The organism is Pseudoalteromonas rhizosphaerae (assembly GCF_028885455.1).
GTDB classification, from domain to species: Bacteria; Pseudomonadota; Gammaproteobacteria; order Enterobacterales; family Alteromonadaceae; genus Pseudoalteromonas; species Pseudoalteromonas rhizosphaerae.
This window is the reverse complement of the sequence record NZ_CP118496.1, coordinates 261,456-287,519: the sequence shown is the minus strand read 5'-3', so window position 1 is coordinate 287,519 and position 26,064 is coordinate 261,456. Positions and strand designations below refer to the sequence as shown.

Genomic DNA, 26,064 nt, shown 5'->3' with positions numbered 1-26,064 from the left:
CTAAAAAGCCAGCATAGCTGCTGGCTTTTTAAGCGAAGCTGAATTTATTTCTGTAATACAGAAATATCAGCAATATCTAAAAATAGACCACTCAGTTGACTTAGTAATGCTAAACGGTTTTGCTTAACGGCTTCATCGTCTGCCATTACCATCACGTTGTCGAAGAAGTTATCAACACTTTCACGAATACCCGCAAGTTGGGCAAGCGCTTCTTGATAGTCGCCAGCCGCGTATAACGGCGCTAATTCAGTGGCAAACTTAGCAACTTGTGCCGCTAATGCCTTTTCGGCATCATCGCTTAATAAGCTCTCATCAACAGTGCCTTGCGTTGTAATGTCATTTTTAGCCAGAATATTACTTACCCGTTTATTAGCTGCTGCAAGCGCTTCTGCGGCGTCTAATGTACGGAAGTGACTTACCGCTTTAACACGACGGTCAAAATCAACAGGCTTAGTTGGGCGACGTACTAGTACAGCTTGAATAACGTCTACTTCAATACCTTCATCTTGATACCATGCACGAAAACGCCCTAGCATAAATTCAAACACATCGGCTGATACATTTAAGTTAGTTAGCTTGTCGCCAAACAGGGTTTGTGATTTTGCGACTAGATCTAAAATATCAAGTGGTAGTTCTTTTTCTACCATGATACGCAGCGCACCAATGGCTGCACGACGAAGCGCAAACGGATCTTTATCACCTTTTGGTGCTTGGCCAATACCAAAAATACCTACCAGTGTATCGAACTTATCGGCAATCGCTACCGCGCAGCTAATTAAGTTTGTAGGTAAATTATCACCGGCAAAACGCGGCATGTATTGCTCGTTTTGGGCAATGGCAACATCTTCGGCTTCACCGTCATGGCGTGCATAGTGCATCCCCATCACACCTTGTACGTCAGTAAACTCCATCACCATTTCGGTCATTAGATCGGTTTTACTTAATAAACCAGCACGCTTAGCAAGTGTTTTATCGGCACCTAATTGCTCAGCAATGTAACCAGCAAGTTCACTAATACGCTCTGACTTATCTTTAAGCGTACCCAATTGCTGTTGGAACAATACGCTATTAAGTGATTCTAAACGGCTTTCAAGAGTTTTCTTTTTATCTGTTTCAAAGAAGAACTGCGCATCAGCTAAACGCGGGCGCACTACTTTCTCGTTACCAGCAATAACTACGCTTGGGTTTTTACTTTCGATGTTTGAAACAAACAAAAACTTATTAAGTAGCTTGCCGTCTTGATCAAGTAATGGGAAGTATTTTTGATCGTCTTTCATGGTGTAGATCAGCGCTTCGGCTGGTACATCTAAAAACGCTTCTTCAAATGTTGCAGTAAGAGTTACTGGCCATTCAACCAATGAAGTTACTTCTTCAAGTAAATCTTCATCCATAGCTACTACTGCATTAACGGCTGTTGCTGCAGCTTCGATTTGGCTTCGAATTTGTGCTTTACGCTGCTGGTAATCAGCAACAACATGTGCAGACTTAAGCACCTCAAAAACATCATCAGCGTGTTTGATTGTGATTTTTTCTGGATGATGAAAACGATGGCCTTGCAGTTGGTTACCCACTGCTTTACCAAGGACTTCGCCTTCAATTAGCTGATCGCCAAACAAAATAGTTGCGGTATGAACAGGACGAATAAATTGTGTTTTATTCGCCCCCCAACGCATTGGTTTAGGAATAGGAAGTTTAGCTAACGCTTTATTTACCGCATCAGCCATCAAGGCTGTGGTTTCTTTGCCTGCTACTTTAGCAATGTGTAACAACCATGCACCTTTATCGGTCTCGAGTGTTTGCGCTTCACTTACTTCAATACCACAACCACGAGCCCAACCCATTGCAGCTTTGGTCGGCTTGCCATCGGCATCAAATGCAGCCTTCGTTGCTGGACCACGTTTTTCTACTTCTTTGTCTTGTTGCTGAGCTTCAAGTGCTGTTACTTGTAAACCTAAGCGACGAGGAGATGCATACCAGCTTACGCCTTGGTGATTAAGCTCTAGACTCTCAAGCTCTGCAGTCAGATTTGCAGCAAATGCTTCGGCAAGTTTACGCAATGATTTTGGTGGCAACTCTTCGGTGCCAATTTCTACTAATAAATTTTGTGCTGACATGCTTACTTATCCTTACACAACGGGAAACCAAGCGCTTCGCGTTTGTCATAATAACTTTGTGCACACGCTTTAGATAATGCACGAACGCGCAAGATATAACGCTGGCGCTCTGTCACCGAAATAGCGTGACGTGCATCCAATAAGTTAAATGCGTGTGATGCTTTCATTACTTGCTCATAAGCAGGTAATGGTAAGCTTGCTTCAATTAGCTTTTGGCTCTCAGCTTCGCATTTATCAAACTGGGCAAATAAATCGTCAACATTTGCATGCTCAAAGTTATAAGTTGATTGCTCAACTTCGTTCTGATGGAATACATCACCGTAAGTAACACGGCCCATTGGGCCATCAGCCCATACTAGATCGTAGATGCTATCTACGCCTTGAATGTACATAGCTAAACGCTCAAGACCATAAGTGATCTCACCAGTAACAGGAGAGCACTCTAAGCCCCCTACTTGTTGGAAGTAGGTAAACTGGGTTACTTCCATACCGTTTAACCAGATCTCCCAACCAAGACCCCATGCGCCTAGCGTAGGTGATTCCCAGTTGTCTTCAACGAAGCGTACTTCGTCAGTAAGGGTATCAATGCCAACAGCCGCTAATGAGCCTAAATATAGCTCCTGGATGTTATCTGGTGATGGTTTTAATACGACTTGGAACTGGTAGTAATGTTGCAGGCGATTTGGATTCTCACCATAACGGCCATCGGTAGGACGACGACATGGTTGCACATACGCGCTCGACATTGGTTCAGGACCAATAGACTTTAAAAATGTTTGCGGATGAAATGTGCCTGCACCAACTTCCATATCAAGTGGCTGAATAATGACACAGCCTTGCTGTGCCCAGTAATCCTGTAAAGCCAGGATCAAACCTTGAAAGGTTTTAACGTCATATTTTTGCATATTTGGCTTTTAGTATCTGCTGTGATGTAGCGTGAAAATTACCTTCAGTATACCTTGTGCGTAGTCATGTTTTAAGCAGTTTGTGCAATTGAGAAAATAAAAAAGGAGCCTAAGGCTCCTTTTTTGTAATTACTATAATTTAATTATACGTCTAAGTTAACTACACGTAGTGCATTCGTTTCTATGAACTCACGACGCGGCTCAACTTGGTCACCCATCAAGGTTGCGAATAATTGGTCTGCACCAACAGCATCTTCAATGGTTACTTGTAACATGCGACGCGCTGAAGGATCCATGGTAGTTTCCCACAGCTGACTTGGATTCATCTCACCTAGTCCTTTATAGCGCTGGATATATAGCCCACGCTTAGATTCTGCGATCAACCATTCCAATGCATCCACAAAGTTATCAACAGCTAGTGTTTTCTCTCCACGTTGAATATAAGCACCTTCACTTAAGATATTGGCAATGTTAGTACCAGTTACTGCGATGCGTTTATAATCACGTGAAGAGATAAAATCATGGCTCAGTACGTGTGCCTTATCAACACCGTGTTGGCGAATATTGATAACTGGGTAATATAAGTTACGCTCAGTATCATGCTCTGTTGCAGCAGCGAAGATAGTTGCATCTTCATCACGTGCGACTAAGTCATCGACTAACGTTTTGGTCCACTCGATTACTTTAGCTTCATCGGCTAAATCAGTTTCGTTTAGCTCTGTTTGATAGATCAAACGTTCCATAACCGTATTCGGGTATTTACGTTTTAAGCGCTCAATAACTTTAACGGTGTTTTGATAATCATGAACGATAGCCTCTAAAGCTTCACCTTCAAGTGCAGATGCATCAGCACCGGTATAAAGTGCGGCACCATTTAATGCTAATGAAGTTAGGTATTCGACAAGTGCTGGATCATCTTTAATATAGCGCTCTTGTTTACCTTTTTTCACTTTATAAAGTGGTGGTTGAGCAATATAGATATAACCACGTTCAACGATTTCTGGCATTTGACGGTAGAAAAAGGTCAACAGTAACGTACGAATGTGCGAACCATCGACGTCAGCATCGGTCATGATAATGATGCGGTGATAGCGTAATTTTTCAGGGTTATACTCATCGCGGCCAATACCACAACCAAGGGCTGTAATTAACGTGGCAACTTCTTGTGAAGATAACATCTTATCAAAACGCGCTTTCTCTACGTTTAGTATTTTACCTTTAAGCGGAAGAATCGCTTGATTCTTACGGTTACGACCCTGCTTGGCTGATCCGCCAGCAGAGTCCCCTTCCACTATATATAGTTCAGACAGGGCTGGATCTTTTTCTTGGCAATCCGCTAACTTACCAGGTAAACCTGCTAAGTCCATTGCGCCTTTACGACGAGTCATTTCACGGGCTTTACGCGCCGCTTCACGAGCACGAGAAGCATCAATGATTTTACCAACAACTATTTTTGCGTCTACTGGATTTTCTAATAAGAATTCAGTGAATTTCTCAGCCATTGCCTGTTCTACAGCTGATTTAACTTCGCTTGAAACTAGCTTATCTTTGGTTTGTGATGAGAACTTAGGATCAGGAACTTTAACACTAACAACTGCAGTTAAGCCTTCACGGGCATCATCGCCTGTTGCATTACTGGTTGTTTTAGCTTTTTTGTTAAAGCCTTCTTTTTCCATATAGTTGTTAAGTGTACGAGTTAGCGCAGATCTAAAACCGGCTAAGTGAGTACCACCATCACGTTGTGGAATGTTGTTTGTAAAACAGTAAATGTTTTCTTGGTAAGCATCATTCCACTGCATTGATACTTCAACGCTAATACCATCTTCTTCACGTTCATGAGTAAAGTGGAATACACCTTTATGAATAGGTGTCTTGTTACGGTTTAAATACTCAACGAAGGCACGAATACCCCCTTCATATTTAAAGTGGTCTGTTTTATTTTCTTCGCGTTCATCATTTAAAATAATACTCACACCTGAATTCAGGAATGATAACTCGCGTAAGCGCTTAGCTAAAATATCGTAATGGAAATCTAAATTTGTGAAAGTCTCACCACTTGGCCAAAAACGAAGTTCAGTACCTGTGGTTTCTGATTCGCCAATTACAGCTAGTGGCGCATCAGGAACACCCATAGTGTAAAATTGCTCATGTAACTTGCCTTCACGACGAACTGTTAGCTTTAATTTTTCTGAAAGCGCATTTACTACTGAAACACCAACACCGTGTAAGCCGCCTGATACTTTATATGAGTTATCATCAAACTTACCACCAGCATGTAGTACTGTCATAATTACTTCAGCAGCTGACACGCCTTCTTCTTCATGAATTGAAGTTGGAATACCACGGCCGTTATCTCGAACAGAGACTGAACCATCTAAATGAATTGAGACAAAGATGTCATCACAATGACCTGCTAAGGCTTCATCGATAGAGTTATCAACGACTTCAAACACCATGTGGTGTAAGCCTGTGCCATCATCGGTGTCCCCTATATACATTCCAGGACGCTTTCTTACTGCGTCTAATCCTTTTAGTACTTTAATACTCGACGAATCGTAATTCTCAGACATGGTTAATCCCACTTATCTTGTTATTAGGTTGCCATGTTTCACGTGGAACATTTGTAGTTCTCGTTGCATGGGTTCCACCACAGCAGAAATACTTTCAGATTGAATTGTAGAGATAAATATTTGAGAGCTACAGTGCGACAATAACTGTCCTACTTTCTCTTTCGTATCTTCCCCTAACTCTGAAGGTAGATCATCTATTAGCAATATTGATTGCTTTTCTGTCTCTGACTCAATCAAACTATTTTGCGTTACTTTTAACGCATAAAGCAATAGCTTCAATTGACCGCGTGAAAAGGTGTTTTCCACACTATTGCCAGCGACACTAAAACTGAAATCAGCTTTATGCGGCCCTTTATTTGTAAAACCTTGGCGACTATCACGCTCAAAGCTTTGTTCGAGAGCGTCGGCTAGAGATTCATTTTCTTTCCAACCAGCATAAAAACTTATTTCTAAATCGCGTATAAGCGTTAATTCTGCACACATTTTATCAAAAAATTGCTGCTTAAACCTACTTATATACGCAATTCGTAAATTATTTATTTGGTCTGCCAGTCTAACAAATTCTTTATCCCAAAACTTGATTTGATCAAAATAATTCTTAGGCTTACTTTTCAATAATGCATTACGTTGCTTTAATACTTTATTGAAAGATTGCCACAAATAAAAAAAGTCTTGTTCCACGTGGAACAATCCTAAATCTAAAAATTTTCGGCGTTCTTTTGGACCTCCAAAAAACAACGAATAGCTTTCTGGGGTGATCACTTGTACTGGCATTAACTGGGCAAGTTCAGACACTCGACGACTAGACTTACCCTGTATTTTTAATTCTGTCTCACCACTTAAAGTCTTACTAATACCGATTGGAATTGATAAGTTATAAAGTGATTTACGACCATGAATGGTGAATTTTTCTTTATGGTGCGTAATGATACTTTTGTGTTTTGGGGTGCGGAAAGACTTGCCATGAGAAAGGTAATAAATAGCCTCAAGAAGGCTGGTTTTGCCACTGCCATTTTCACCATAAATTATGTTAATACCATTCACTGGCTCTACAGTGAGCGCCTCAATATTCCGAAAATTATTGAGGCTCAAATGACTTAAACTCATAGTGCCTTATAAGCGCATTGGCATAACAACGTACATGGCTTCTTCATCGCCAGCACCTTCTATCAATGCACTACTATTTGAATCAGCAAGCGTAAATAAAACGTCTTCTGTTTTTAATGTATTTAATACATCTAAAACATACGATACGTTAAAGCCAATTTCTAAGTCATCACCTTGATAGCTTACTTCAACCACTTCCTCAGCTTGCTCTTGCTCTGGGTTGTTGGCGGTAATTTTTAATAGTCCGTTCGATAAGTTTAACCGTACACCTCTAAACTTCTCGTTCGATAAAATAGATACCCGTTGAAACGCACTGCGTAACCATTCACGATTTGCGGTAATAACTTTATCACCACCACGTGGCAATACTCGGCGGTAATCAGGAAAACGCCCATCAACTAATTTACTCGTAAAAGTAAACTCTGTATCTAAAATACGAATATGATTTGCACCAAATTGAATTGTCACCAACTCATCATCAGCAACCATTAGACGCATAATTTCTTGTACGCCTTTACGCGGAATTATTAGCTGACGTTGAGTGTTTAACGATTGCGTTAATTGTTTTTGCGCAATTGCTAAACGGTGACCATCAGTAGCCACTGTTTTTATATCAGTATTATCTACTTCAAACGACATACCATTTAAGTAATAGCGTACGTCTTGATTGGCCATCGAAAAGTGGGTGCTTTCAAGTAACTTTCGCAGTTCTAAGCGCGTTAGTTGAAATTCAACTTCACCATCCCACAGCTCAAGATTAGGAAAGTCTTCCGCAGCGAGTGTAGTTAATGAAAAGCGGCTTTTTCCACTGGTCAGTAATAGTTGGTGATCTTGACTGCTCAACGTTAAATCTGAACCGTCTGGCAGACTTTTACAAATATCGAGTAATTTTTTAGCTGGCAAAGTCAATTTTGCATCAGCGGTATCATCGCCAACAAAAACCTTTGCGACAAGTTCAATTTCAAGGTCTGTGCCTGTCATTGAAAGTTCGCCATTTTCAACCTCTAACAAAACGTTAGATAAGATAGGCAAGGTATGCTTGCGCTCAATTGCGCCAGATACTTGCACCAAAGGTTTTAAAAATTGTTCTCTTGATATAGTTATTTGCATAATAAAGTCAGCCCTAAGATGACAATGTTCTTATTAGGTTTTGATAATCTTCTTTCACTTCGTGGCTTTCATCACGTAGTGATTTAATCTTTCTGCACGCATGCAATACTGTAGTGTGGTCGCGGCCACCAAAGGCATCACCAATCTCAGGTAAGCTGTGATTGGTAAGTTCTTTAGACAATGCCATAGCAACTTGGCGAGGCCTTGCGATAGAGCGGCTACGGCGCTTAGATAGCAGGTCTGAGACGCGAATACGATAATATTCAGCAACCGTACGTTGAATATTGTCTATCGTGACCAGTTTGTCCTGCAAAGCGAGCAAGTCACGTAATGCTTCTTTTACAAAGTCGATCGAAATTGGTCGACCAGTAAAGTTTGCATTAGCAATCACACGATTAAGCGCGCCCTCTAACTCACGCACATTTGAACGTAATTTTTTAGCGATAAAAAAGGCCACTTCGTGAGGTAAATTTATTTTACTCTGCTGGGCTTTTTTCATCAAAATAGCCACTCGCGTTTCAAGCTCTGGCGGCTCAATCGCGATGGTTAAACCCCAACCAAAACGTGATTTAAGGCGATCTTCAACCCCTTCAATCTCTTTTGGATAACGATCTGAGGTTAAAATAATTTGTTGGTTACCTTCAAGTAATGCATTGAAAGTATGAAAGAATTCTTCTTGAGAGCGTTCTTTGTTAGCAAAAAACTGAATATCATCGATCATTAAAGCATCAACACTGCGGTAATAACGCTTAAATTCTTCAATAGCATTATTTTGCAGGGCTTTAACCATATCTTGCACAAAGCGTTCTGAGTGCATATAAACAATTTTTGCATCTGGCTTATTTGCCATAATACCATTGCCAACCGCATGTAATAAATGCGTTTTACCTAAACCCGTTCCACCATATATAAATACCGGGTTAAAGGCAGCACCAGGATTATCCGCAACTTGCGTCGCAGCAGCTTTTGCTAACTGGTTAGATTTACCTTCAACAAAACTATCAAAGGTGTAGTTTTCTTTTATGTTTGATTTATAACCAGACTTAGGTGCAGGCTCAACCACAGCTTTAGCTGCTTTTGGTTGCTGCTTTGCTGCTGGCTGATTCATCGGGGTCGCAGAGCCAGTTGTTGCAGGCGCGATCACTTGCGCATTGTGGATTGGCTTGCTACCTACATCAAAGCGTAACTCTGGCGCTTCATCCTTACAAATCTCAACAAGTAATTCATTAATTCGGTTTAAGTACTTTTCTCTTACCCAATCAAGCACAAAGCGATTAGGTGCATAAATCGTCAGGGTATCTTCGGTACTTTCTGCTTGTAGTGGTCTTACCCACATACTGAACTGCTGCGAAGGCAGTTCATCTTGCAATACATATAAACAACTTTGCCAAACCGACAGATACACAGTTAAACTCCCAAAGACTTAGTATTTATTCCCGGTCATCTTTAGTGGCCGGAAATCATACATTTATTACTATTATTTAGGCAATTTATTAACCCAAGACCGAGTATTATGAATGCACTTTATCCACAAGTACAAGATTGATTTTTTTGAAAAATATGATCTGGCTAAAAAAAACAAGCAAGACGTTGATTTTTAATAGCAATTATTTTTAACTTCAAAGTATGATCATAGCAAAAAAGGGCTTGGATCGCGATCAAATTATGTGATCTATTTTACTTACCCCAAGCTTTTATGCACTTTTTATACAGAGCCTGTGGAAAACTTCTTTAATATAAGGATCCTAGCAGATCCTGCCAACAGATCTATTATCGCCCCTCTATTATAAATGCGATTATGGTTGACTTTAAGGCACTTCATCGATAATATCTCGCGCTCGCAATGGCACCTGTGCCAGGATCGCGACCTGCATAGGATGTTTTAACCTTTAACCGATCGGATGGAATTGTTATGAAAAGAACTTTTCAACCTAGCGTTTTAAAACGCAAACGTGCACACGGTTTCCGTGCTCGCATGGCAACTGTAAATGGCCGTAAAGTATTAGCTCGTCGCCGCGCTAAAGGCCGCAAAGTTCTTTCTGCTTAATATATAAGTGGAAGACTTTAACTTTGGCAGGGAGTTACGTCTGTTAACTCCCTCGCATTACTCTCGCATCTTTAATGAACCCGCTCGGGCCGCAACTCCTTTCTTTACCTTATTAGCAAAACCCAATGACCAAGCAAAACCTCGCTTAGGACTCACTGTCGCTAAAAAACGGGTTAAAAAAGCTTGCCAACGAAACCGTATTAAACGTCTTGCTCGCGAAAGTTTTCGTTTAAACCAACACACTCTTGATAATGTCGATATTGTGCTGATGGTTAAAAGTGGTATTGATGAACAGTCAAATGAAGAGCTAACTAAACAACTCACTAAATTATGGCGCAAGATTAACGAACGCTGTAAACCTGGTGCACCAAAACCACCGCCGTTTAAAAAACGCCCCAACAAATCGGCTAAATCCAATAAACAGAGCCAATAGCAATAGAATTACATGGTTAATTAAGGTATCTTTAGTTCACCTTTTAATCATGCATTTAAAATTCCATTTTGGGCGTTTAAATTCATGGTATCCATTCACTAAATATTACGCAGAGGCTTGAACATCATGAGGTTACTAAAACCACTTGTTGCTTTTCCTAAGCGCTGTTTAGTGTTATTAATTCGTGGTTATCAAAAGTGGATTAGTCCGCTGTTAGGTCCGCATTGTCGCTTTAATCCAACCTGCTCTAGTTATGCTATTCAAGCAATTAATTTGCATGGATCTGTAAAAGGGAGTTGGTTAGCGGTTAAACGCATATTAAAATGTCATCCTTTACATTCAGGTGGGGATGATCCCGTACCTGAAAAATTAACCCATATTAACCACCAACACGAGAAATAAGAGCTGTTATGGAATCGCAACGCACGTTTTTATTCATCGGCCTGATGCTTGTATCGTTTTTATTGTTCCAAGAGTGGAATAAAGACTACAACGCACCAAAAGTCGATCCTAGTGCCAACACACAAACACTACAAACTAATTCCCCTGACTCTGATGATTATGTTCCATCATCAACCGATGGTGAATTACCAACTGCAGCAACAACCGCGAAACGTTCAGTTATTGAAATTACGACTGACGTATTCAAAGTTAAAATTGACACCCGTGGTGGTGATATTGTTGAAGCTGACTTACTGCAATACGAAGAAACAAAAGGCAGCGAAACGCCTTATATGTTACTTGGTGAGTTTGATGGTAAACAATATTTCTCTCAAAGTGGTTTAATAGGCTTAAATGGCCCAGATGCATCTGCAGAAGGTCGCCCGGTTTATCACTCTGAGCAAAAAACATTTGCTTTAACAGGTGACGAACTTCGCGTACCACTTACATTTACTGATAGCAAAGGTGTTAGTTTTACTAAAACGTATGTATTCAAAAAAGGTCAATACGATGTTGCTTTAGAATACTCAGTAAATAACACTACCGCAGAGCCAATTCAAGTACAGCTGTATACGCAAGTAAAACGCACAGTACAAGATAAAGGCAGCTTAGTTGACCAAAACTACTTAGGTGCTGCCTATGGTTCAGCTGAGGAAAAATACGAGAAATATAGCTTTTCTGATATGGCCGACAAAAACCTTAGCATTAATACGCAAGGTGGTTATATTGCTTTTATTCAGCACTACTTTGTAAGTGCGTGGGTTCCTTCGCAAGAACAGCAAAATACCCTTTACAGCTTAATTGCTAAAGGCAACGCAGCAATTATTGGTGCTAAAGGTGAGCCGATAAATGTACAAGCGAACCAACAAGCAACTCTTGGTGCAACTTACTATATGGGCCCTAAAGAGTCGGATATACTTGAAGCTATTCATCCGAACTTAGATTTAACTGTCGATTACGGTTGGTTATGGTTTATCTCGCAGCCGTTATTTATACTATTAAAATGGCTACATAGCATACTAGGTAACTGGGGTGTGGCAATTATCGCCATTACTGTGATTGTTAAGTCAGCAATGTACCCACTTACCAAAGCGCAATATACGTCAATGGCGAAGATGCGTGCCCTACAGCCTAAAATGGCTGCATTAAAAGAAAAGTTTGGTGATGACCGTCAAAAATTCGGCCAAGCAACCATGGAAATGTACCGCAAAGAGAAAGTAAACCCTATGGGTGGCTGTTTCCCTATTTTGCTGCAAATGCCAATTTTCTTAGCGCTATTTTATGTATTCTTAGAATCAACAGAACTGCGTCATGCTGAATTTATTTTTTGGTTAACTGACTTATCTGCGAAAGACCCATACTACGTACTACCAATCTTATTTGGTGCCAGTATGTTTATTACGCAAAAGCTACAACCAATGACGGTAACTGATCCGATGCAACAAAAGATGATGACCTTTATGCCGGTTATCTTCTCAGTGTTCTTCCTTTGGTTCCCATCTGGTCTAGTACTTTACTGGTTAGTATCAAACCTTATCTCTATCGCACAGATGCTGATCATCTATCGCGGTATGGAAAAGAAAGGAATAAAAGTCAGGGGCTAATTTGCTCAGTTACTTAAATTAAGGCGACCATTGGTCGCCTTTTTTATTGCCCGCTATTCGCCAGTCATAACTGCATAGGTTACAATACGCTCATACCATTACTCTTTAAGTTGGCAAATTATTAGCATGATCAATCAAGACACAATTGCAGCACAAGCAACCGCACCTGGTCGTGGTGGCGTTGGTATTATTCGCGTTTCTGGCAGTTTAGTAAAAACCGTCGCCGAACAGATTATTGGTCGTTGCCCTAAGGTGCGTTACGCCGATTACGTGCCATTTAACAGTCTTGCTGGCGAGCAACTTGATCAAGGTATTGCTATTTATTTTGCCGGGCCAAACTCTTTCACTGGCGAAGATGTACTTGAACTACAAGGCCATGGCGGTCCTGTAGTACTGGATATGCTACTTAAAGAAATTAGCCAAATTGAAGGTGTGCGATTAGCAAAGCCAGGCGAGTTTTCTGAGCGCGCCTTTATGAACGACAAAATGGATTTAACCCAAGCAGAAGCAATTGCTGACTTAATTAATGCCACTTCAGAACAAGCAGCCAAAAGCGCCTTACAATCACTCCAGGGCGAGTTCTCTAAGCACATTGATACCTTAGTTGAAAAAGTCATTCACTTGCGTATGTACGTTGAAGCGGCCATTGATTTTCCCGATGAGGAAATAGACTTTTTATCTGACGGTAAAGTCTCTGGTGATCTAAATGCCATTATCACCCAGCTAAGCAATGTGACCAATCAAGCAAAACAAGGCAGCATTATGCGTGAAGGTATGCGCGTGGTGATTGCTGGGCGCCCTAACGCAGGCAAATCTAGTTTACTAAATGCACTTGCAGGGCGTGAAGCCGCTATTGTTACTGAAATTGCCGGCACCACCCGTGACGTACTACGAGAACACATTCACATTGATGGCATGCCGCTACATATTATTGATACTGCAGGCCTGCGCGAAAGCCCAGACCGCGTTGAGCAAATAGGCATTGAACGCGCATGGGATGAAATAAAACAAGCCGATCGCGTGTTGTTTATGCTTGATGGCACTGATACCAAAGACACTGACCCGCATGCTATTTGGCCAGAGTTTATGGCCAAACTACCTGCCGGTATGGGCGTAACCGTGATCAGAAATAAAGCCGATTTATCGGGTGACGAAGTAGGTATGAGCGAAAACCAGCAATATCCAGTGATCAGCTTAAGTGCTAAAAATGCTGATGGTATAGAGTTAGTTCGTACTCACTTAAAAGCATGTATAGGTTTTCAGGGAGCTACCGAAGGCGGCTTTATGGCCCGTCGTCGTCACTTAGATGCACTCGATAGCGCAGCTCATCATTTACAAACTGGCAAAGACCAATTAGAGATGCATATTGCCGGTGAGATCCTAGCTGAAGAACTACGTTTAACACAAAACTACTTAAACGAGATCACCGGTGAATTTACCTCAGACGATCTACTTGGCAAAATTTTCAGCTCGTTTTGTATCGGGAAGTGAAGTTCGTAATTTAGATGAAAAACAAAGTAAAACCCTTCAAAACATATCAAATCAACTTACTGTTATTTAAGTAGTTTTACAGCAACACTGTTATGGTTAGGTTTTACTTCCCTTTCCACGGTTTTGCTCCGTTTTGCTAAATATTGATCCGCATTTGCTCCCGAGTTAAAATTTTGGAGTAACGGGAGCAAAGCGGAGCAATTATGAAGGTATCAGTAAACAAGCGTAACCCTAACTCGAAGGGGCTCCAGCAACTTAGACTGGTGTACTACTACGGTGTTGTTGAAGGTGAGGATGGTAAAAAACGTGCAAAGCGCGACTACGAACCTTTAGAGCTCTATCTCTACGAGAATCCAAAGACACAAGCAGAGCGTCAACACAATAAGGAAATGTTGCGTCAGGCTGAGGCTGCGCGGTCAGCAAGGCTCGTTGAATCTCACAGTAATAAGTTCCAACTGGAAGATCGAGTAAAGCTTGCTTCGAGCTTTTACGAATACTACGACAAGTTAACTGCCAGCAAAGAGTCTGGAAGTTCTTCAAACTATTCTATTTGGATCTCAGCAGGTAAACATCTTCGGAGCTATCACGGAAGAGCAGAGCTAACTTTTGAAGAACTTGATAAAAAATTCCTGGAAGGGTTTAGGAAATACCTTTTAGAGGAACCGCTAACGAAATCTAAGTCAAAGCTTGCCAAAAACACGGCCTCTAGTTACTTCAACAAAGTCAGAGCCGCCCTAAATGAAGCGTACAGAGAAGGCATCATAAGGGATAACCCAGTCCAGCGAGTAAAAAGTGTCAAAGCAGAAAATACCCAGCGAACCTACCTCACTCTGGATGAAGTTCGAGCCATGACAAAGGCGGAATGTCGCTATGACGTTCTTAAACGGGCATTTCTTTTTAGTTGCACAACTGGCTTGAGATGGAGCGATATTCAGAAGCTTACATGGAAAGAAATAGAAGAGTTTCAGAATGGACACTACAGAATTATTTTCAAGCAGACTAAATTACTGAATGCCGGAAACAGCTTAGTCTACCTGGATCTACCAGACTCAGCAGTTAAGCTTATGGGAGAGCGCCAAGATAAAGCTGAGCGAGTCTTTAAAGGGTTGAAATATAGCAGTTACACCAACGTCGCTTTACTACATTGGGCAATGCTAGCAGGCGTTCAAAAACATGTTACTTTCCACGTTGGCAGACATACATTTGCGGTGGCCCAGCTTAACCGTGGCGTTGATATCTATTCTCTCTCTCGCCTTCTTGGGCACTCCGAATTGAGAACAACGGAAATTTATGCTGATATCCTTGAAAGTCGCCGGGTAACAGCAATGAGAGGCTTTCCAGATATTTTTGAAGGTAAGGTAAAAGAGTCTGGAACTTGCTGTCCTCACTGCGGAAAATCCGTATCCCATACAGCACTTTAAGATGCCCTACGGCTACGAGGTGAGCACGCAATGTAATTTGCAACATCTTGGTGAAGTTCATCTTGGGACTTCACTCTGTTCTTTTCCAGCCATGCTTGAAGGTCTGATCGTTTAATTAGCACTCTATTACCTCCCGGCTTAGTAAATGATACGCGCTTTTCATGCGTCAAACGGTAGATGTACGAGCGTTTTGCTCCAACGTAGGCCGCAGCCTCATCAACTGTAAGATACTCTTTATCAGACGGCGGTAAGTTTGATTTGCTGCCGTCACTCACTGTATTTTCAACGAACTGAGCCAGCAATTGCTTCATTTCAGCAATTTCGCTTCTCAGGGCGTTCAAGGTTTCATTCACGTCTACAGTCATCAGCCTATCCGTTATAAACCAGTTATTGATAGACCTATTTTATGAGAAGCAACAGCAGATCCTTGGCTCTGGAACTGCCCTTTTAGGGCGCAAAGAGAGTTATTAACACCTTAACATGGTTCAACTATAGGGATATTTATAGGATATTTTTTAAAGGCAATACCTATAGGTTTAGGGGGGGGCCAATTATGCGCGGTAAGGGGGCCCGATTATGCGTAAAAATTTAACTTACTGGGGTCTAACTATGCGCAACAAGGGGGGTCTAACTATGCGTGGATAAAATTCAAACCAACAGGGTTTTCCACAACTTTGTTGAGCAATAAGATAAAAAAACCGGCACATTGGCCGGTTATTAATTCAATCACGATAGGGTATTGGTGGGGGGCTGGACATCATCAAAATCCCGCCTGTCACTTTCTTAACTTTTGCATCCGGATAAACAGCAAGAACTCGCTGTAGTGCAGGCAGGAATTTTTTCTTAAAATTCTTGTCTGCCTCTTCTCCAGTATATTCTTGACCAAACTGCTCCCGCAAATTATGCCAGTGTAATACAACAGGCCTACCACTAATTCGATGCAATCTATCCGCAAGCATGGCATAAATGTCCATAGCAAGAGCACTGGTGGTAAGCTCATTTATAGCTCTTAAATCAAGCGGTACAGCATGTTCGCTTAGCGTCGTAAAGTACTCTTGCGAAAATGTAATAACACCGGGCCATAATGCACCTTGATTATCATTGTTACCAATCCAAGCCTCAAACTTTTGGATTGGTTTACCATCGTAAGTAATCGCTTTTTCAGCGGTACTAAAACCCAGCGTAATACTACAAGCAGACAACGCCATGAGCTGTTTACGAAAGTTTGTATAGCTCCCGTTTTTGCCTCCTGATGACTCCTTACCCAGTTGTTTAAGGAAGCCCCTGGCGCTATTGCCTACATCAATTTCTGGTGATTTTGAACGCAACGCCTGAGTGTTCAGATACGCCATTACCAAACGGGGCATTGGCCCATAAGGAACGGGCTGCTGAACAAACTGTTTACCGTCCCAAATTTTGCCTGCACGAACATACAGACCAACAGCACCGCAGCGTCTCTCAAACTCTGTTCCGTTAACTCGTGAGCGAGGTAAACCAACTTGGCACATTATTGAGTGCATAAAAGTGAAATCATTGGACGAGGGCGGATCTGATTTGATCCTTACAGATGCATCTATTAATTCAGACTCAGCCCTACTCAAGCCTTGTGGTCTACTATTATTTTTTACTTCAATATCTGACTGATACTGTGAAAAAAGTTGGCTAAATGACTTCATTACTGATCCTGCGTGAATCAAGCCATGCTTCCAACTGATCTAATCTGTATCTGAGTGTTTTCTCACCACTAATCTTATATGGTTTAGGGAATGATGGGTCATTTGTGCGAATCCTTTGAAGCGTTGGCGCAGATATTTTAAGAAGGGCAGTCACCTCGTAAACAGAGACCATCTGCAGGTGACTGTAATCTTTTTCATTTAAAGTTTGCTGCATAATTTTCTCCAGCATCATTGATTTACTGGAGAAATTTTGAGGGTGAAACCCCGTAAACATGGCCTCTGGAAGTGCCCTATTTGGGCACCTAGGCGATTTATTCCGGCACAAAAACTTTCACATGTGAAAGTTTCTTATTGATAAACATCAACCACCATTGCCATCCAAGTCAGGAAAAATTTCACGCGCTTTGTCGTTTCTGATTTTGTCTACATTAATCCCTTCCAGCCGCTCCATGACTCGTTGCGATGCGTCTTGCCGAGTACCATCAATATTAAAATCACTTCCAGCTCCCGTTAAAGCGTCCAAGTTTAACGATGCGGGATCAGGAAGTTTTCCATTTTGCTGAAGTATCCCCAACCACTCGTCCAAGTTGACCTTACTCCAATCAATATCCGCTATTCGATCCAATGGAATTCCGCCGCATTGAGGTGCGCGCGCATCACCAAAGTTAAGGCCAAGTTGTGGCCGAACTTGCTCTTGGATGATTCGAGACAGTGGCGAGTTGAAACAGCAATAGGACTCGCGCTCCTCGACACACGCTCCCAATACTTTGGACTTGCAGTAAGAACCAACGTATGTGCAGCTATTCAGCGCCCTTTTAGCATTCATGGTGAACTCCTTTTCCTCACACTTCCATATCATCTGGATCATGACCATCGACACAACATACACTGTGTAAACAGTCATGACGGTGCTTAGCATGGCGGCACCTTGTTGGCCGAGGATTTGTTCAGTCATTGATTCAGGAGCCCCCGCAGGTACGCCAGCGGCTCCCGTCGCAGAAGCATTCCCTAGAGCTTCAGAAGTCAGCTTGGTAATTTGCTCCTTTAATGCGCCAATAGTCTCCTGAGCAAACTGTTGAACAGGCTGGAGAAAACTATCAACCGCTCCACTAATATTTTCTATATAACTTGCAAAAGGCTGTGTTATTTCGGTCCAGCCAGAGATTACGGGGTCTCTTAATACTTGGTATGCTCCTTTCACGGCACTGCCATCAGAGAGTCCCATAACGGCACCGTCTAGCTTAGGCACGGCCATAATCAAATTGAGATAATCAGCAAACGAAATATTCGTCGGCTTTTCACAACAATCTGAGACACCACCCACAGCAATCTTGCATTCCCCAGCCTCACCGGCAAAAGCTGAACACATCACATTTTCTTCACCAGTGGGGTTATCATCATCATTTTGACCAGTACAACTCATATCCTGAGTCATGAACTGAGCTGCATTCAACAATGCAGATGCACGAGCGAAATCAGTGCTTTGTGACTTTGTTATATCGAGACAATCATCCCCCATACACCTAATGGGTCCGCCACATTGATACGTCGTTTCTTTCTCTAAAGTAGGTATTGATACGTTCGTTCCGCAGTCGTAGGTATCTTTAAACACATAACACTTACCCGAGGAACCCTCTGCTCCATCAATACATTCCGAACTAATAAATCCACACTGAGGATTATCCTCGTACATCTGGCAACTGTTGAGATTTCCACCAGTATTTACAGGGCAGTGTGTTTCACCTTGAGGATCTGTCCAGCAGTCCATTTGCCCCTTATAAAAGTCATAGTCGGCTTTAACTCGAACCTTTTTGCACAGCTTTGGAATGCCAGGCAAAGGTGACGGTTTGAGTTGGGATTCGCAAACTTTGATCCCGTTGATGACTGTGCAGCCCGTAGCATCAGTAGGGTCATCTATACAAGTGATCTCACCTTCCGCAAAACCATCTACAACCCCTTTGGCTGAATCCATACAGCTCTGTGGAGCCCACTCATCCTTGGTAATTGCTTTTGATGAGTCATAGCGTAGCTTTATGCGGCCAAAACCCTCACCTTCGCCACTTACTGAAACGCGAATCTTAAACGTAACAACATCACCATCTTTCACATTCTTGAAATAGGGAGTGACATCGACATTAGGGTTACGCTCCCAACTTGTTGACAATTCGCATCGACCAGCAGTTTCTGGAGGGAAGTTGCCATCAGGGCCTGACCACACTTTAGTTTCCTGACCGGATTTACCAACCCAAACTTGCATGTAGTCATCCCACTTGGCGTACTCAAGCGTTGCAGACACTATGGCGTCTGGATTACTGACTTGTACCCGCGTGTACTCCTCATAGATCGTACAGTTGCCACTCCAGTAGTTGTCACCCACTCGGCCAATCCACAACTCAGTACAGCCTTCTCCACAAGATTTGAGGTTATATGGGCCATCATAGTGCTTCACAACAGAGGCGTCGTAGTCATGGACAACCTCACAGTCCGCGCTTTGATCTACAACACGCTGACACCGTTCATACTCTGGAATGTGGGCGTTGATAGTATTCTGATTAATGGTTGTTTCGGCAGAACAATCCCCAAAGCCACCTGCGATGAGGTCCATATCCTCATAGGTCTTTTTGCTTAGATTTAGTACTGGGTCATTACTGAAATCAGGGCGTGAGCGATTGGCCGCATCCATAAGAACTTGATATGCAGAACCTGATATTGAGGGATTGGAGCTGTTGGCGTCTTGGAATAAATTGGCTTTTGCCTCATTACCAAACTGATCCATAGCATCAGCATCACTGAATATCTGTTCTAGCTCCTCCTGAGATGCTGCATCAGGGAAATACTCTGCGGTATTTTGCCCAGGTTGAACTCCAGGAAACAGTTCATTTATGTTTATGGATGTTGATTGGCCATTGCCGACTGGTAGAGAAATTTTACCATCTTGAATCTGAGCAGAGTTTTGCTTAACTCCGTTCGCAATAGATAAACCAAATTGTTTGGCATCACGACCAACAGCTCCGATGTTAGGTTCCTGATTACCCGCATAAGAATGTATCGGAAGAACTGAGATGGTTAAACATAGGAGCGAGGCAACAAACCTCGTCAGAATGGGCGGCATAGTGGACATAGCATTTCTCCAGCTTTTTAGTTTGGATAATGCTATGTCGCTCTCTCATAAAAATTAGCATCGCTATTTGCCCTTTTGCGGCATACGCGGCTGTATTCAGGCAGCTTTTGAGACCCGACAGAATGGGCATTCAACACATGTTCGCTGATTAATTGACGTAAAAAAAGTGCATTGGCATTGCTCGCAATGCTCTATCATTGCTTCTCCATTGCGGAGTTCAGAGGCAAGACACCAGGCATCTGTAATGTCGAAGGGCTCCCATTTTCCTCCCTTCATACCTGGTACTTCTTTACGGATAGCGTGATACATCCTAAACGCTTTATTCAGAGCGCTAATATCTACAGAACGCTTAACCTTTTCCCCTCCAAGATTTGAATAGAGCTGCATTAAAAGCGATGCTTGAATTTTAGATGTCTGACTGTGGATCAGCGTCGCTCCACCACGGAAAGTCCTGGATTTCTTATCCTTCACATCATATCCGCAATATTCAAGCTCAGCGTACAGCCTGCGAACTTGCTTATAAGTCAAACCAGTCTCTAGGATAATTATCTTTGTGATATAACCCGCCAATGCCATGTGCCTTGCTTTTACCCAGCGAGATAACGAACCAGATGTAAAACATTCACTCATGATTATCTCCACACCAAAGATTGCTGAATCTTTTTTAATAAAATCGGCGTTGTATCGGCAAGAGCTGCTGATAAGAATTGATCGAGTACGCCAATATTAAATCTCAATGAAAATCTAATAACGACCCTATGCGATAACGACCTTAACTGGCTGTTTGAGGAGGCTGCGACTGAGGAGGCAAGACCAGAAGATACACCAAAAATTTGCATCGCCATGTCCAAGTTTCTACTAGCTAACTTGTTAAGCAATAGCCAGTACGCTGCGTCAAAGTCGTCCACAACATTTTTAAGGCATATGACAGAATCGTAGTTACCGGCAAGAGTATCGATCACTTCCGTTTGATCTGTTTCAAGTTTAAAGCTCAGAAGAACTCCACTCGCTAATTGTGAAAGATGCCTGTCAGGAGCTGACGCCAATTTATTAACAAGATCTTCTGGAATAGAAAAATGATTACTTACCTCGGATGGCGCATTGACTGATAAAAGCTTCAGTAGTGTCCACAGAGTCAAATCGAACTCAAAAATATCTTGGTCTGGCTTCTCTTCACTTAATTGAATGGCAAACTTGTCAAAGCTACCAATAACATCACGTTCTAGCGGCTCTAGCGCATACATCAGCAGCTCTCCTTACCTTTTTTGATGCGGCCCAGATTGATTGAAACTAACGCTACCCCGGCAATCAACGCCAGTAAGGTAAATCCATATTGGTCATCTCTCCACGACGAAATAACTAAATGAGCAAGAAAGCTTAGAATAAACAACGTTCCGATTGCCTTAACGACTATGTTTAATCGCTTTTCAGTTTCACGATCTAAATGCTTCATATCTTTCTCCATAACACACCTGATTTATTCAATGATTAACTTTGTCATCAATCATAAATACCATGACTTTTTGATAATGCAACGCCAAATACTGTGTTTTTTTACAGTATCATTTTATGGTGCTATGAAGATTTGCATTTCTGAACGATAATCTATAATCGGTTACATATTAATCAGGAGGCGTAAATGAAAAAGGCGCTATTCTCTTTGTTTTTAATCGTAAGTTTGTTCTATTCGTACAAACTTCTTGGCCTATGGTCGCTCATATTTTTTGTAGTCGGAGTTTCTCTGCTGGCATCTTTAAAGGTTGGTAAAAGAGCCTATTTAATCAGTAGTTCCGGGAGAAAAACGAACACATTATCTGGGCGAGATCTGTTTGCAGACGTCACATACAACCCTGCCACAGGATCTCCAATGGTAAGTGACGTAGATGTATCCGGAAGCTTCTATGGATTGAATAAAAACAAAGGCTCCTGAGAGCCTTTGTTTTTATTATTTATAGACTTAACGTTAATTGCCTATCTTTATATCTTAATAACGGATACCGTTGAGGCGACGAAAAAAAACCTATCAAAATGTGTTTGTTAAGTTCCGGATGCTCTCTGATTACATTGTTCAACACCGAACCATCGACGATAAATTTTTTATTTCCACAGGAGATTGGCTTTTCGTTTAGCCATCTCCCTTCCCCCAGTAATATCATCACTTTAAGCTCTTTAATTGCGCGTCTATATTCAGCTCGTCTGCTCATTAACGGCCTCCTTTGGCTACGGACAAATACCTTGATACAGGCGCTAAATATCCCCCCGCTTGGTCTTTACCGGCCCCCGCAGAACTTTCAATAATCGCAGCCATTTTATCTGCCAATGCGTTATCACCAACCTCTTCCCTGAGATTTTCTCTTAGTTCTCCAGAGCGCGATGAATCGCCGCCCATCAACGATGCTGCAAACAATTCTGCTCCTGCCTGACTATTCAAACCATAATCATATCTTGCAGTATCCATTGCTATCTGCCTGAATTCGTCACCATATTGCTGAACAAACTCAGCCGCCTTTCCAGCTCCAGCCTCGCTTGCACTTGCTAATGCAGAAGCAAAAAACATCCCTCTTTCTCTAACAGACATTCCCTGTGCTGCCTCTGAAAGATCTGACTTACCGGTTAACCATTCTTTACCGGCTTCAAATCCACTGATCCCCACACCAATGATATCCCTACCCAGATTTGCAGCACCTACAGCTAGGAAGCCTCCAAGACCATACTCTTGCTTGACGTAATCGTCCCCTTTCTTTGTGTCCTCAATAAACTGATCTCGTTGTTCTGGAGTCATCTGGGCTAACTTAGACATTGATTGCCCAAAATTCTCTGCGAACCCATCTTTGGCGGCTCCTGCGCCACCCACAACTTGCTGTACAAAACGACCAGCGCCTTCAGCACCTGCAAACAAAGTGCTGGATGTTGAAGGGGCTAAATCAGATGCCATGATCTGTGACTTTAAAGCAGGCAAGCGGTCATTAAGGTATTCATTTCTGCTGGACCCATAATTCTGCTCAAGTTGTTGGATACCCTTTTCATGAGCGTCACGAACAGAATTTTCAGATCCAATACTGCCTGATTCAGCCAAAAGCTTTTGTTCACTGCTCATTCTTTCCGGTGCCGAAAGTGAGCTCGTATTTTCGACCGGTGAAACATAGCGCGGAGCATCCTTTACCAACATTGCACTTTGACCTGGTTGATTAAAGTCGATGCCACTGTTGCCACCAGTCGCCTTTGCTATTGCACTGGCTGCAATTGCTTGTTCAGATGGAGAGTTGGAATTGAGCATAGCAAACAACTGCCCTCCAACTATTGCCCTCTGGGAATCAATGCCTAAATCTTGGTAATGCTGGGCTTTTCTTTGCGCAAAATCTCTTGTCTCTGGCGATGACTGTCTAACACCATCTGACAATGACTTACCAGCTGACCAGTTGTTCAGAACTTTGTCAGCTAACGCGCTAATATTATTGTTGCTAGTAGTCCCGATAGTTTGCTGAGCCTGAGATAACTCTTGGTAGGTTTGTTGCGAAGACAAAAGATCAGAACTGGATTGCATGAGCTGCTTTCTCTGCTCTTCACCTAAGCTCTGGGTAAAACGTTGACCTTTATCAGTGGAAACTTGACGAGCCAAATCACTCGTTAATGCTGAACTGTCATCTTTTGTAAAGTAAGCGTCTAGCAAAGTGCACCTGCCAATAGCTCATCAAACCGATTAAGCTATTTCCGAATTTCAATGAGGAGATAGTCATGAGAAAAACACGTAGCCTTGAGCAGTGGCGTAACATTATCGAAGAACAACAAGCCTGTGACTTAACTATTACTGAGTTTTGTCAGCAACATGCGTTATCTAAAACAAGCTTTTATGCCGCACGAAGTAAGCTTAATGAATCATCAGGCAGCTTTGTACGCGCTAAAGTAGCTAAACACGTTGACGCCACCGAACAGCAACTGTCGATTACCCTCGAAGTCGGTAAAGTAAATGTCAGTTTGCCTCCCACAACGCCTGCATCTTTTCTAGGCCAATTACTACGCGAGCTTGCCTGATGAAAATGTTTGTTGAACCCGCGCATATTTACTTGCATCGTGACGCCGTGGATTTTCGAAAGTCCATTGATGGTCTGGTCGCACTCGTTGAAAGCGAGCTTGAACGTGATGCTTACACTGGCGCATTATTTTTGTTCTGCAATAAAGCGAAAGATAAACTCAAGCTGGTTTACTGGGATAAAACGGGGTTTGCTTTGTGGTACAAGCGATTAGAAAAGCAAAAGTTCAAATGGCCAAGCAAAGTCAGTCTGCAAGAATTTGAACTCAGCGCTCAACAATTGGCGTGGTTATTGTCTGGGTATGATGTACTTGGCCATGAAGAATTGCAGTATCAATCGATGATCTAATCGATCATATTAACAGTAAATGATCGTTGCCACACCGTCTGTTTTATCTTTGCGTCAAGCAAGAAAACAGCGTCAAATTCTGTTAAATTGCGAACATGAAAATTGATGCACACTCACTTCCTGACGACCCAGAACAACTCAAGCGCATGCTGCTTGAGTTGCAACAAGTCGTTGTTAAAAAAGATAAAGAGTTAGCTGAAAAAGATGCGCAAATTCACGAATTGCTGCAAGCTTATAACGCTAAGCTTGCCAAAGAGTACGCAAAGAAATCTGAAAAGATGCCCGGTGCAGGCGAAGTATTCAATGAAGCAGAAGACATTCTTGATAAACATGATAAAGCGCTATTGGCCACATCGGCCTCAGTAAAGACAGAAAAAGCCAAACCGAAACGCCGCCCACTGCCGGCTCAGTTACCTCGAGTTGAGGTCGTTGTTGACCTTGATGAAGGTGATAAAAAGTGTGATTGCTGTCAAAGCCCCCTTCACAAAATGGGTGAAAGCAGCAGTGAAGCACTCGAGTTTGTGCCAGCGCATATCAAAGTAATCAAAACGATTCGTCCAAAATACGCATGCCGTCATTGTGAGCGAGAAGGGATTGAAAGTGTAGTAAAAACCGCCCTAATGCCCGCAACAGTCATTCCAAAAAGCATTGCAACGCCCAGCCTGCTGAGCCAAATAATCATGTGTAAATACCAGTTTGGTTTACCGCTTTATCGCCAAGAAACGCTATTTGCTGATATCGGTATTGAGTTGAGTCGGCAAACCATGTCGAGCTGGATGTTGCGCTGCGCAGACCTGTTGTCCCCTCTGTATCAACGCTTAAAAGACGTGTTGTTATCTCAACCGGTTATTCATGGCGATGAAACCCCGCTCAACGTTATTAACGCAGAGAAAGCGACCAGCTATATGTGGCTGTATTGTTGTGGCGATGATAAACCGGGTAAAGGCACTAATATTGTCCTGTTTGATTACCATAACAGTCGCGCAGGCCAATGTGCGGTTGATTTCCTTGATGGTTACGAAGGCTACATGCATGTTGACGGCTACAAGGCTTACGAGCAAACGAATGCAACACTGGTCGCGTGCTTAGCCCATATACGCCGTAAATTCATTGAGGCCAAAGGCAATAATAAAAAAACCGTCAAAGCAGATGTAGCACTTAACCTTATTCGCAAGCTCTACGGTATTGAGCAAGCCATCAAAGATAAAACGGCCGATGAAAAATTCAAGATTAGGCAGAGAAAAGCCAAACCAATTGTTGATGAATTGTATCAATGGTTACTCAAGCACAAAGATAAAATCCCTCCCCAAATGGCGCTAGGTAAAGCAATTACCTATGCGATAAATCAGTTTGAGAAATTTCGGCGTTACCTAGATGATGGCAGGCTCAGTATTGATAATAACCGAGCAGAGCGAGCCATAAAACCGTTCGTAATAGGGCGAAAAAACTGGCTGTTCTCAAATACCTGCAATGGCGCGCATGCCAGCGCCATACTCTATAGTCTTGTTGAAACCGCAAAGGCAAATGACCTTGTGGTGCATGACTATATCACTACTAGCTTACAACATATTGCGGAGCAGCCAGATAACCTTGAGCCACTGCTACCTTGGAACATTAAGCAAGCTAGGTGTCGTTAGCCATACGC

24 protein-coding genes are annotated in these 26,064 nt (G+C 42.3%); 9 read left to right on the top strand and 15 right to left on the bottom strand.

The features are described from left to right. Window positions 1-44 precede the first annotated feature (44 nt). The 6 genes from glyS to dnaA form a co-directional block, all read right to left on the bottom strand. Window positions 45-2,114: a glycine--tRNA ligase subunit beta gene (gene glyS / locus PVK79_RS01350; RefSeq protein WP_182731927.1), complete on the bottom strand. Its 2,070-nt coding sequence runs from the start codon at window positions 2,112-2,114 to the stop codon at window positions 45-47. 2 nt (window positions 2,115-2,116) lie between these two features. Next, complete coding sequence (gene glyQ, locus PVK79_RS01345) at window positions 2,117-3,019, bottom strand: glycine--tRNA ligase subunit alpha (RefSeq protein WP_145241722.1); 903 nt, start codon at window positions 3,017-3,019, stop codon at window positions 2,117-2,119. A gap of 143 nt (window positions 3,020-3,162) precedes the next feature. Next, window positions 3,163-5,589 (bottom strand): DNA topoisomerase (ATP-hydrolyzing) subunit B, encoded by a 2,427-nt coding sequence (gene gyrB, locus PVK79_RS01340; protein ID WP_145241719.1) that lies wholly within the window; start codon window positions 5,587-5,589, stop codon window positions 3,163-3,165. 12 nt (window positions 5,590-5,601) lie between these two features. Continuing rightward, window positions 5,602-6,696 carry a DNA replication/repair protein RecF gene (gene recF, locus PVK79_RS01335; protein ID WP_145241717.1) on the bottom strand — a complete coding sequence of 365 codons (1,095 nt, stop codon included), beginning with the start codon at window positions 6,694-6,696 and terminating at the stop codon, window positions 5,602-5,604. A 6-nt stretch (window positions 6,697-6,702) separates the two neighbouring features. Then, the gene (gene dnaN / locus PVK79_RS01330; protein WP_257325168.1) at window positions 6,703-7,806 is read right to left on the bottom strand and encodes a DNA polymerase III subunit beta; all 1,104 of its coding nucleotides are present in this window, start codon (window positions 7,804-7,806) and stop codon (window positions 6,703-6,705) included. 13 nt (window positions 7,807-7,819) lie between these two features. Next, window positions 7,820-9,211, bottom strand: coding sequence for a chromosomal replication initiator protein DnaA (gene dnaA, locus PVK79_RS01325; RefSeq protein ID WP_145241713.1), 1,392 nt, complete (start codon window positions 9,209-9,211; stop codon window positions 7,820-7,822). A gap of 507 nt (window positions 9,212-9,718) precedes the next feature. Between dnaA and rpmH the strand changes: the two genes are divergently transcribed. From rpmH to PVK79_RS01295, 6 genes are all read left to right on the top strand, one after another. After that, window positions 9,719-9,853: a 50S ribosomal protein L34 gene (gene rpmH, locus PVK79_RS01320; protein WP_004335215.1), complete on the top strand. Its 135-nt coding sequence runs from the start codon at window positions 9,719-9,721 to the stop codon at window positions 9,851-9,853. A 7-nt stretch (window positions 9,854-9,860) separates the two neighbouring features. Further along, complete coding sequence (rnpA, locus tag PVK79_RS01315) at window positions 9,861-10,286, top strand: ribonuclease P protein component (RefSeq protein ID WP_257325167.1); 426 nt, start codon at window positions 9,861-9,863, stop codon at window positions 10,284-10,286. 126 nt (window positions 10,287-10,412) lie between these two features. Further along, the gene (gene yidD / locus PVK79_RS01310; protein ID WP_064668255.1) at window positions 10,413-10,688 is read left to right on the top strand and encodes a membrane protein insertion efficiency factor YidD; all 276 of its coding nucleotides are present in this window, start codon (window positions 10,413-10,415) and stop codon (window positions 10,686-10,688) included. 8 nt (window positions 10,689-10,696) lie between these two features. Then, window positions 10,697-12,331 (top strand): membrane protein insertase YidC, encoded by a 1,635-nt coding sequence (gene yidC, locus PVK79_RS01305; protein ID WP_182718514.1) that lies wholly within the window; start codon window positions 10,697-10,699, stop codon window positions 12,329-12,331. Window positions 12,332-12,457: 126 nt separating this feature from the next. Further along, a complete protein-coding gene (gene mnmE / locus PVK79_RS01300; protein WP_145241707.1) occupies window positions 12,458-13,822 on the top strand; it encodes a tRNA uridine-5-carboxymethylaminomethyl(34) synthesis GTPase MnmE in 1,365 nt (454 codons plus the stop codon). Window positions 13,823-14,025: 203 nt separating this feature from the next. Continuing rightward, a complete protein-coding gene (locus PVK79_RS01295) occupies window positions 14,026-15,243 on the top strand; it encodes a site-specific integrase (RefSeq protein WP_257325166.1) in 1,218 nt (405 codons plus the stop codon). On the opposite strand, the gene PVK79_RS01290 is transcribed toward PVK79_RS01295, so the two are convergent. The 9 genes from PVK79_RS01290 to PVK79_RS01250 form a co-directional block, all read right to left on the bottom strand. After that, on the bottom strand, window positions 15,240-15,608 hold the full coding sequence (locus PVK79_RS01290; protein ID WP_046821265.1) for a helix-turn-helix domain-containing protein: 369 nt from the start codon (window positions 15,606-15,608) through the stop codon (window positions 15,240-15,242). The genes PVK79_RS01295 and PVK79_RS01290 overlap by 4 nt on opposite strands. Before the next feature lie 357 nt (window positions 15,609-15,965). Next, on the bottom strand, window positions 15,966-16,919 hold the full coding sequence (locus PVK79_RS01285) for a replication protein RepA (protein WP_046821264.1): 954 nt from the start codon (window positions 16,917-16,919) through the stop codon (window positions 15,966-15,968). Beyond that, window positions 16,906-17,133 carry a helix-turn-helix transcriptional regulator gene (locus PVK79_RS01280; protein ID WP_237584756.1) on the bottom strand — a complete coding sequence of 76 codons (228 nt, stop codon included), beginning with the start codon at window positions 17,131-17,133 and terminating at the stop codon, window positions 16,906-16,908. Before PVK79_RS01280 ends, PVK79_RS01285 begins: the two co-directional genes overlap by 14 nt. A gap of 147 nt (window positions 17,134-17,280) precedes the next feature. Next, entirely contained in the window at window positions 17,281-20,040 is a 2,760-nt protein-coding gene (gene traN, locus PVK79_RS01275) for a conjugal transfer mating pair stabilization protein TraN (RefSeq protein WP_257325165.1), read from the bottom strand. Window positions 20,041-20,136: 96 nt separating this feature from the next. Beyond that, complete coding sequence (locus PVK79_RS01270; protein WP_001287663.1) at window positions 20,137-20,670, bottom strand: FlhC family transcriptional regulator; 534 nt, start codon at window positions 20,668-20,670, stop codon at window positions 20,137-20,139. 2 nt (window positions 20,671-20,672) lie between these two features. Continuing rightward, a complete protein-coding gene (locus tag PVK79_RS01265) occupies window positions 20,673-21,284 on the bottom strand; it encodes a hypothetical protein (RefSeq protein WP_257325164.1) in 612 nt (203 codons plus the stop codon). Continuing rightward, a complete protein-coding gene (locus tag PVK79_RS01260) occupies window positions 21,284-21,493 on the bottom strand; it encodes a hypothetical protein (protein WP_046821261.1) in 210 nt (69 codons plus the stop codon). Before PVK79_RS01260 ends, PVK79_RS01265 begins: the two co-directional genes overlap by 1 nt. Window positions 21,494-21,989: 496 nt before the next feature. Next, window positions 21,990-22,244 carry a hypothetical protein gene (locus PVK79_RS01255; protein WP_000091004.1) on the bottom strand — a complete coding sequence of 85 codons (255 nt, stop codon included), beginning with the start codon at window positions 22,242-22,244 and terminating at the stop codon, window positions 21,990-21,992. After that, window positions 22,244-23,710 (bottom strand): hypothetical protein, encoded by a 1,467-nt coding sequence (locus tag PVK79_RS01250; RefSeq protein ID WP_274804017.1) that lies wholly within the window; start codon window positions 23,708-23,710, stop codon window positions 22,244-22,246. Before PVK79_RS01250 ends, PVK79_RS01255 begins: the two co-directional genes overlap by 1 nt. A gap of 65 nt (window positions 23,711-23,775) precedes the next feature. On the opposite strand from PVK79_RS01250, the gene tnpA reads away from it, so the two are divergent. The 3 genes from tnpA to tnpC all read left to right on the top strand — a co-directional run bounded on the left by tnpA (window position 23,776) and on the right by tnpC (window position 26,056). Further along, complete coding sequence (tnpA, locus tag PVK79_RS01245; protein WP_257324133.1) at window positions 23,776-24,072, top strand: IS66 family insertion sequence element accessory protein TnpA; 297 nt, start codon at window positions 23,776-23,778, stop codon at window positions 24,070-24,072. Next, window positions 24,072-24,419 carry an IS66 family insertion sequence element accessory protein TnpB gene (tnpB, locus tag PVK79_RS01240; RefSeq protein ID WP_257324134.1) on the top strand — a complete coding sequence of 116 codons (348 nt, stop codon included), beginning with the start codon at window positions 24,072-24,074 and terminating at the stop codon, window positions 24,417-24,419. Before tnpA ends, tnpB begins: the two co-directional genes overlap by 1 nt. Window positions 24,420-24,514: 95 nt before the next feature. After that, window positions 24,515-26,056, top strand: a complete 1,542-nt coding sequence (gene tnpC, locus PVK79_RS01235) for an IS66 family transposase (RefSeq protein WP_257324135.1) — start codon at window positions 24,515-24,517, stop codon at window positions 26,054-26,056. The last annotated feature ends 8 nt before the right edge of the window (window positions 26,057-26,064 follow it).

Coding starts and splice junctions, on each gene's coding strand:
- rpmH (WP_004335215.1), top strand. CDS start 9,719: ATGAAAAGAACTTTTCAACCTAGCGTTTTAAAACGCAAACGTGCACAC.
- PVK79_RS01285 (WP_046821264.1), bottom strand. CDS start 16,919: ATGAAGTCATTTAGCCAACTTTTTTCACAGTATCAGTCAGATATTGAA.
- tnpA (WP_257324133.1), top strand. CDS start 23,776: ATGAGAAAAACACGTAGCCTTGAGCAGTGGCGTAACATTATCGAAGAA.
- gyrB (WP_145241719.1), bottom strand. CDS start 5,589: ATGTCTGAGAATTACGATTCGTCGAGTATTAAAGTACTAAAAGGATTA.
- tnpC (WP_257324135.1), top strand. CDS start 24,515: ATGAAAATTGATGCACACTCACTTCCTGACGACCCAGAACAACTCAAG.
- tnpB (WP_257324134.1), top strand. CDS start 24,072: ATGAAAATGTTTGTTGAACCCGCGCATATTTACTTGCATCGTGACGCC.
- yidC (WP_182718514.1), top strand. CDS start 10,697: ATGGAATCGCAACGCACGTTTTTATTCATCGGCCTGATGCTTGTATCG.
- mnmE (WP_145241707.1), top strand. CDS start 12,458: ATGATCAATCAAGACACAATTGCAGCACAAGCAACCGCACCTGGTCGT.
- PVK79_RS01290 (WP_046821265.1), bottom strand. CDS start 15,608: ATGACTGTAGACGTGAATGAAACCTTGAACGCCCTGAGAAGCGAAATT.
- PVK79_RS01255 (WP_000091004.1), bottom strand. CDS start 22,244: ATGAGCAGACGAGCTGAATATAGACGCGCAATTAAAGAGCTTAAAGTG.
- yidD (WP_064668255.1), top strand. CDS start 10,413: ATGAGGTTACTAAAACCACTTGTTGCTTTTCCTAAGCGCTGTTTAGTG.
- glyS (WP_182731927.1), bottom strand. CDS start 2,114: ATGTCAGCACAAAATTTATTAGTAGAAATTGGCACCGAAGAGTTGCCA.
- PVK79_RS01265 (WP_257325164.1), bottom strand. CDS start 21,284: ATGTATGCGCTAGAGCCGCTAGAACGTGATGTTATTGGTAGCTTTGAC.
- traN (WP_257325165.1), bottom strand. CDS start 20,040: ATGTCCACTATGCCGCCCATTCTGACGAGGTTTGTTGCCTCGCTCCTA.
- PVK79_RS01295 (WP_257325166.1), top strand. CDS start 14,026: ATGAAGGTATCAGTAAACAAGCGTAACCCTAACTCGAAGGGGCTCCAG.
- dnaN (WP_257325168.1), bottom strand. CDS start 7,806: ATGCAAATAACTATATCAAGAGAACAATTTTTAAAACCTTTGGTGCAA.
- PVK79_RS01260 (WP_046821261.1), bottom strand. CDS start 21,493: ATGAAGCATTTAGATCGTGAAACTGAAAAGCGATTAAACATAGTCGTT.
- PVK79_RS01270 (WP_001287663.1), bottom strand. CDS start 20,670: ATGAGTGAATGTTTTACATCTGGTTCGTTATCTCGCTGGGTAAAAGCA.
- glyQ (WP_145241722.1), bottom strand. CDS start 3,019: ATGCAAAAATATGACGTTAAAACCTTTCAAGGTTTGATCCTGGCTTTA.
- recF (WP_145241717.1), bottom strand. CDS start 6,696: ATGAGTTTAAGTCATTTGAGCCTCAATAATTTTCGGAATATTGAGGCG.
- PVK79_RS01280 (WP_237584756.1), bottom strand. CDS start 17,133: ATGCAGCAAACTTTAAATGAAAAAGATTACAGTCACCTGCAGATGGTC.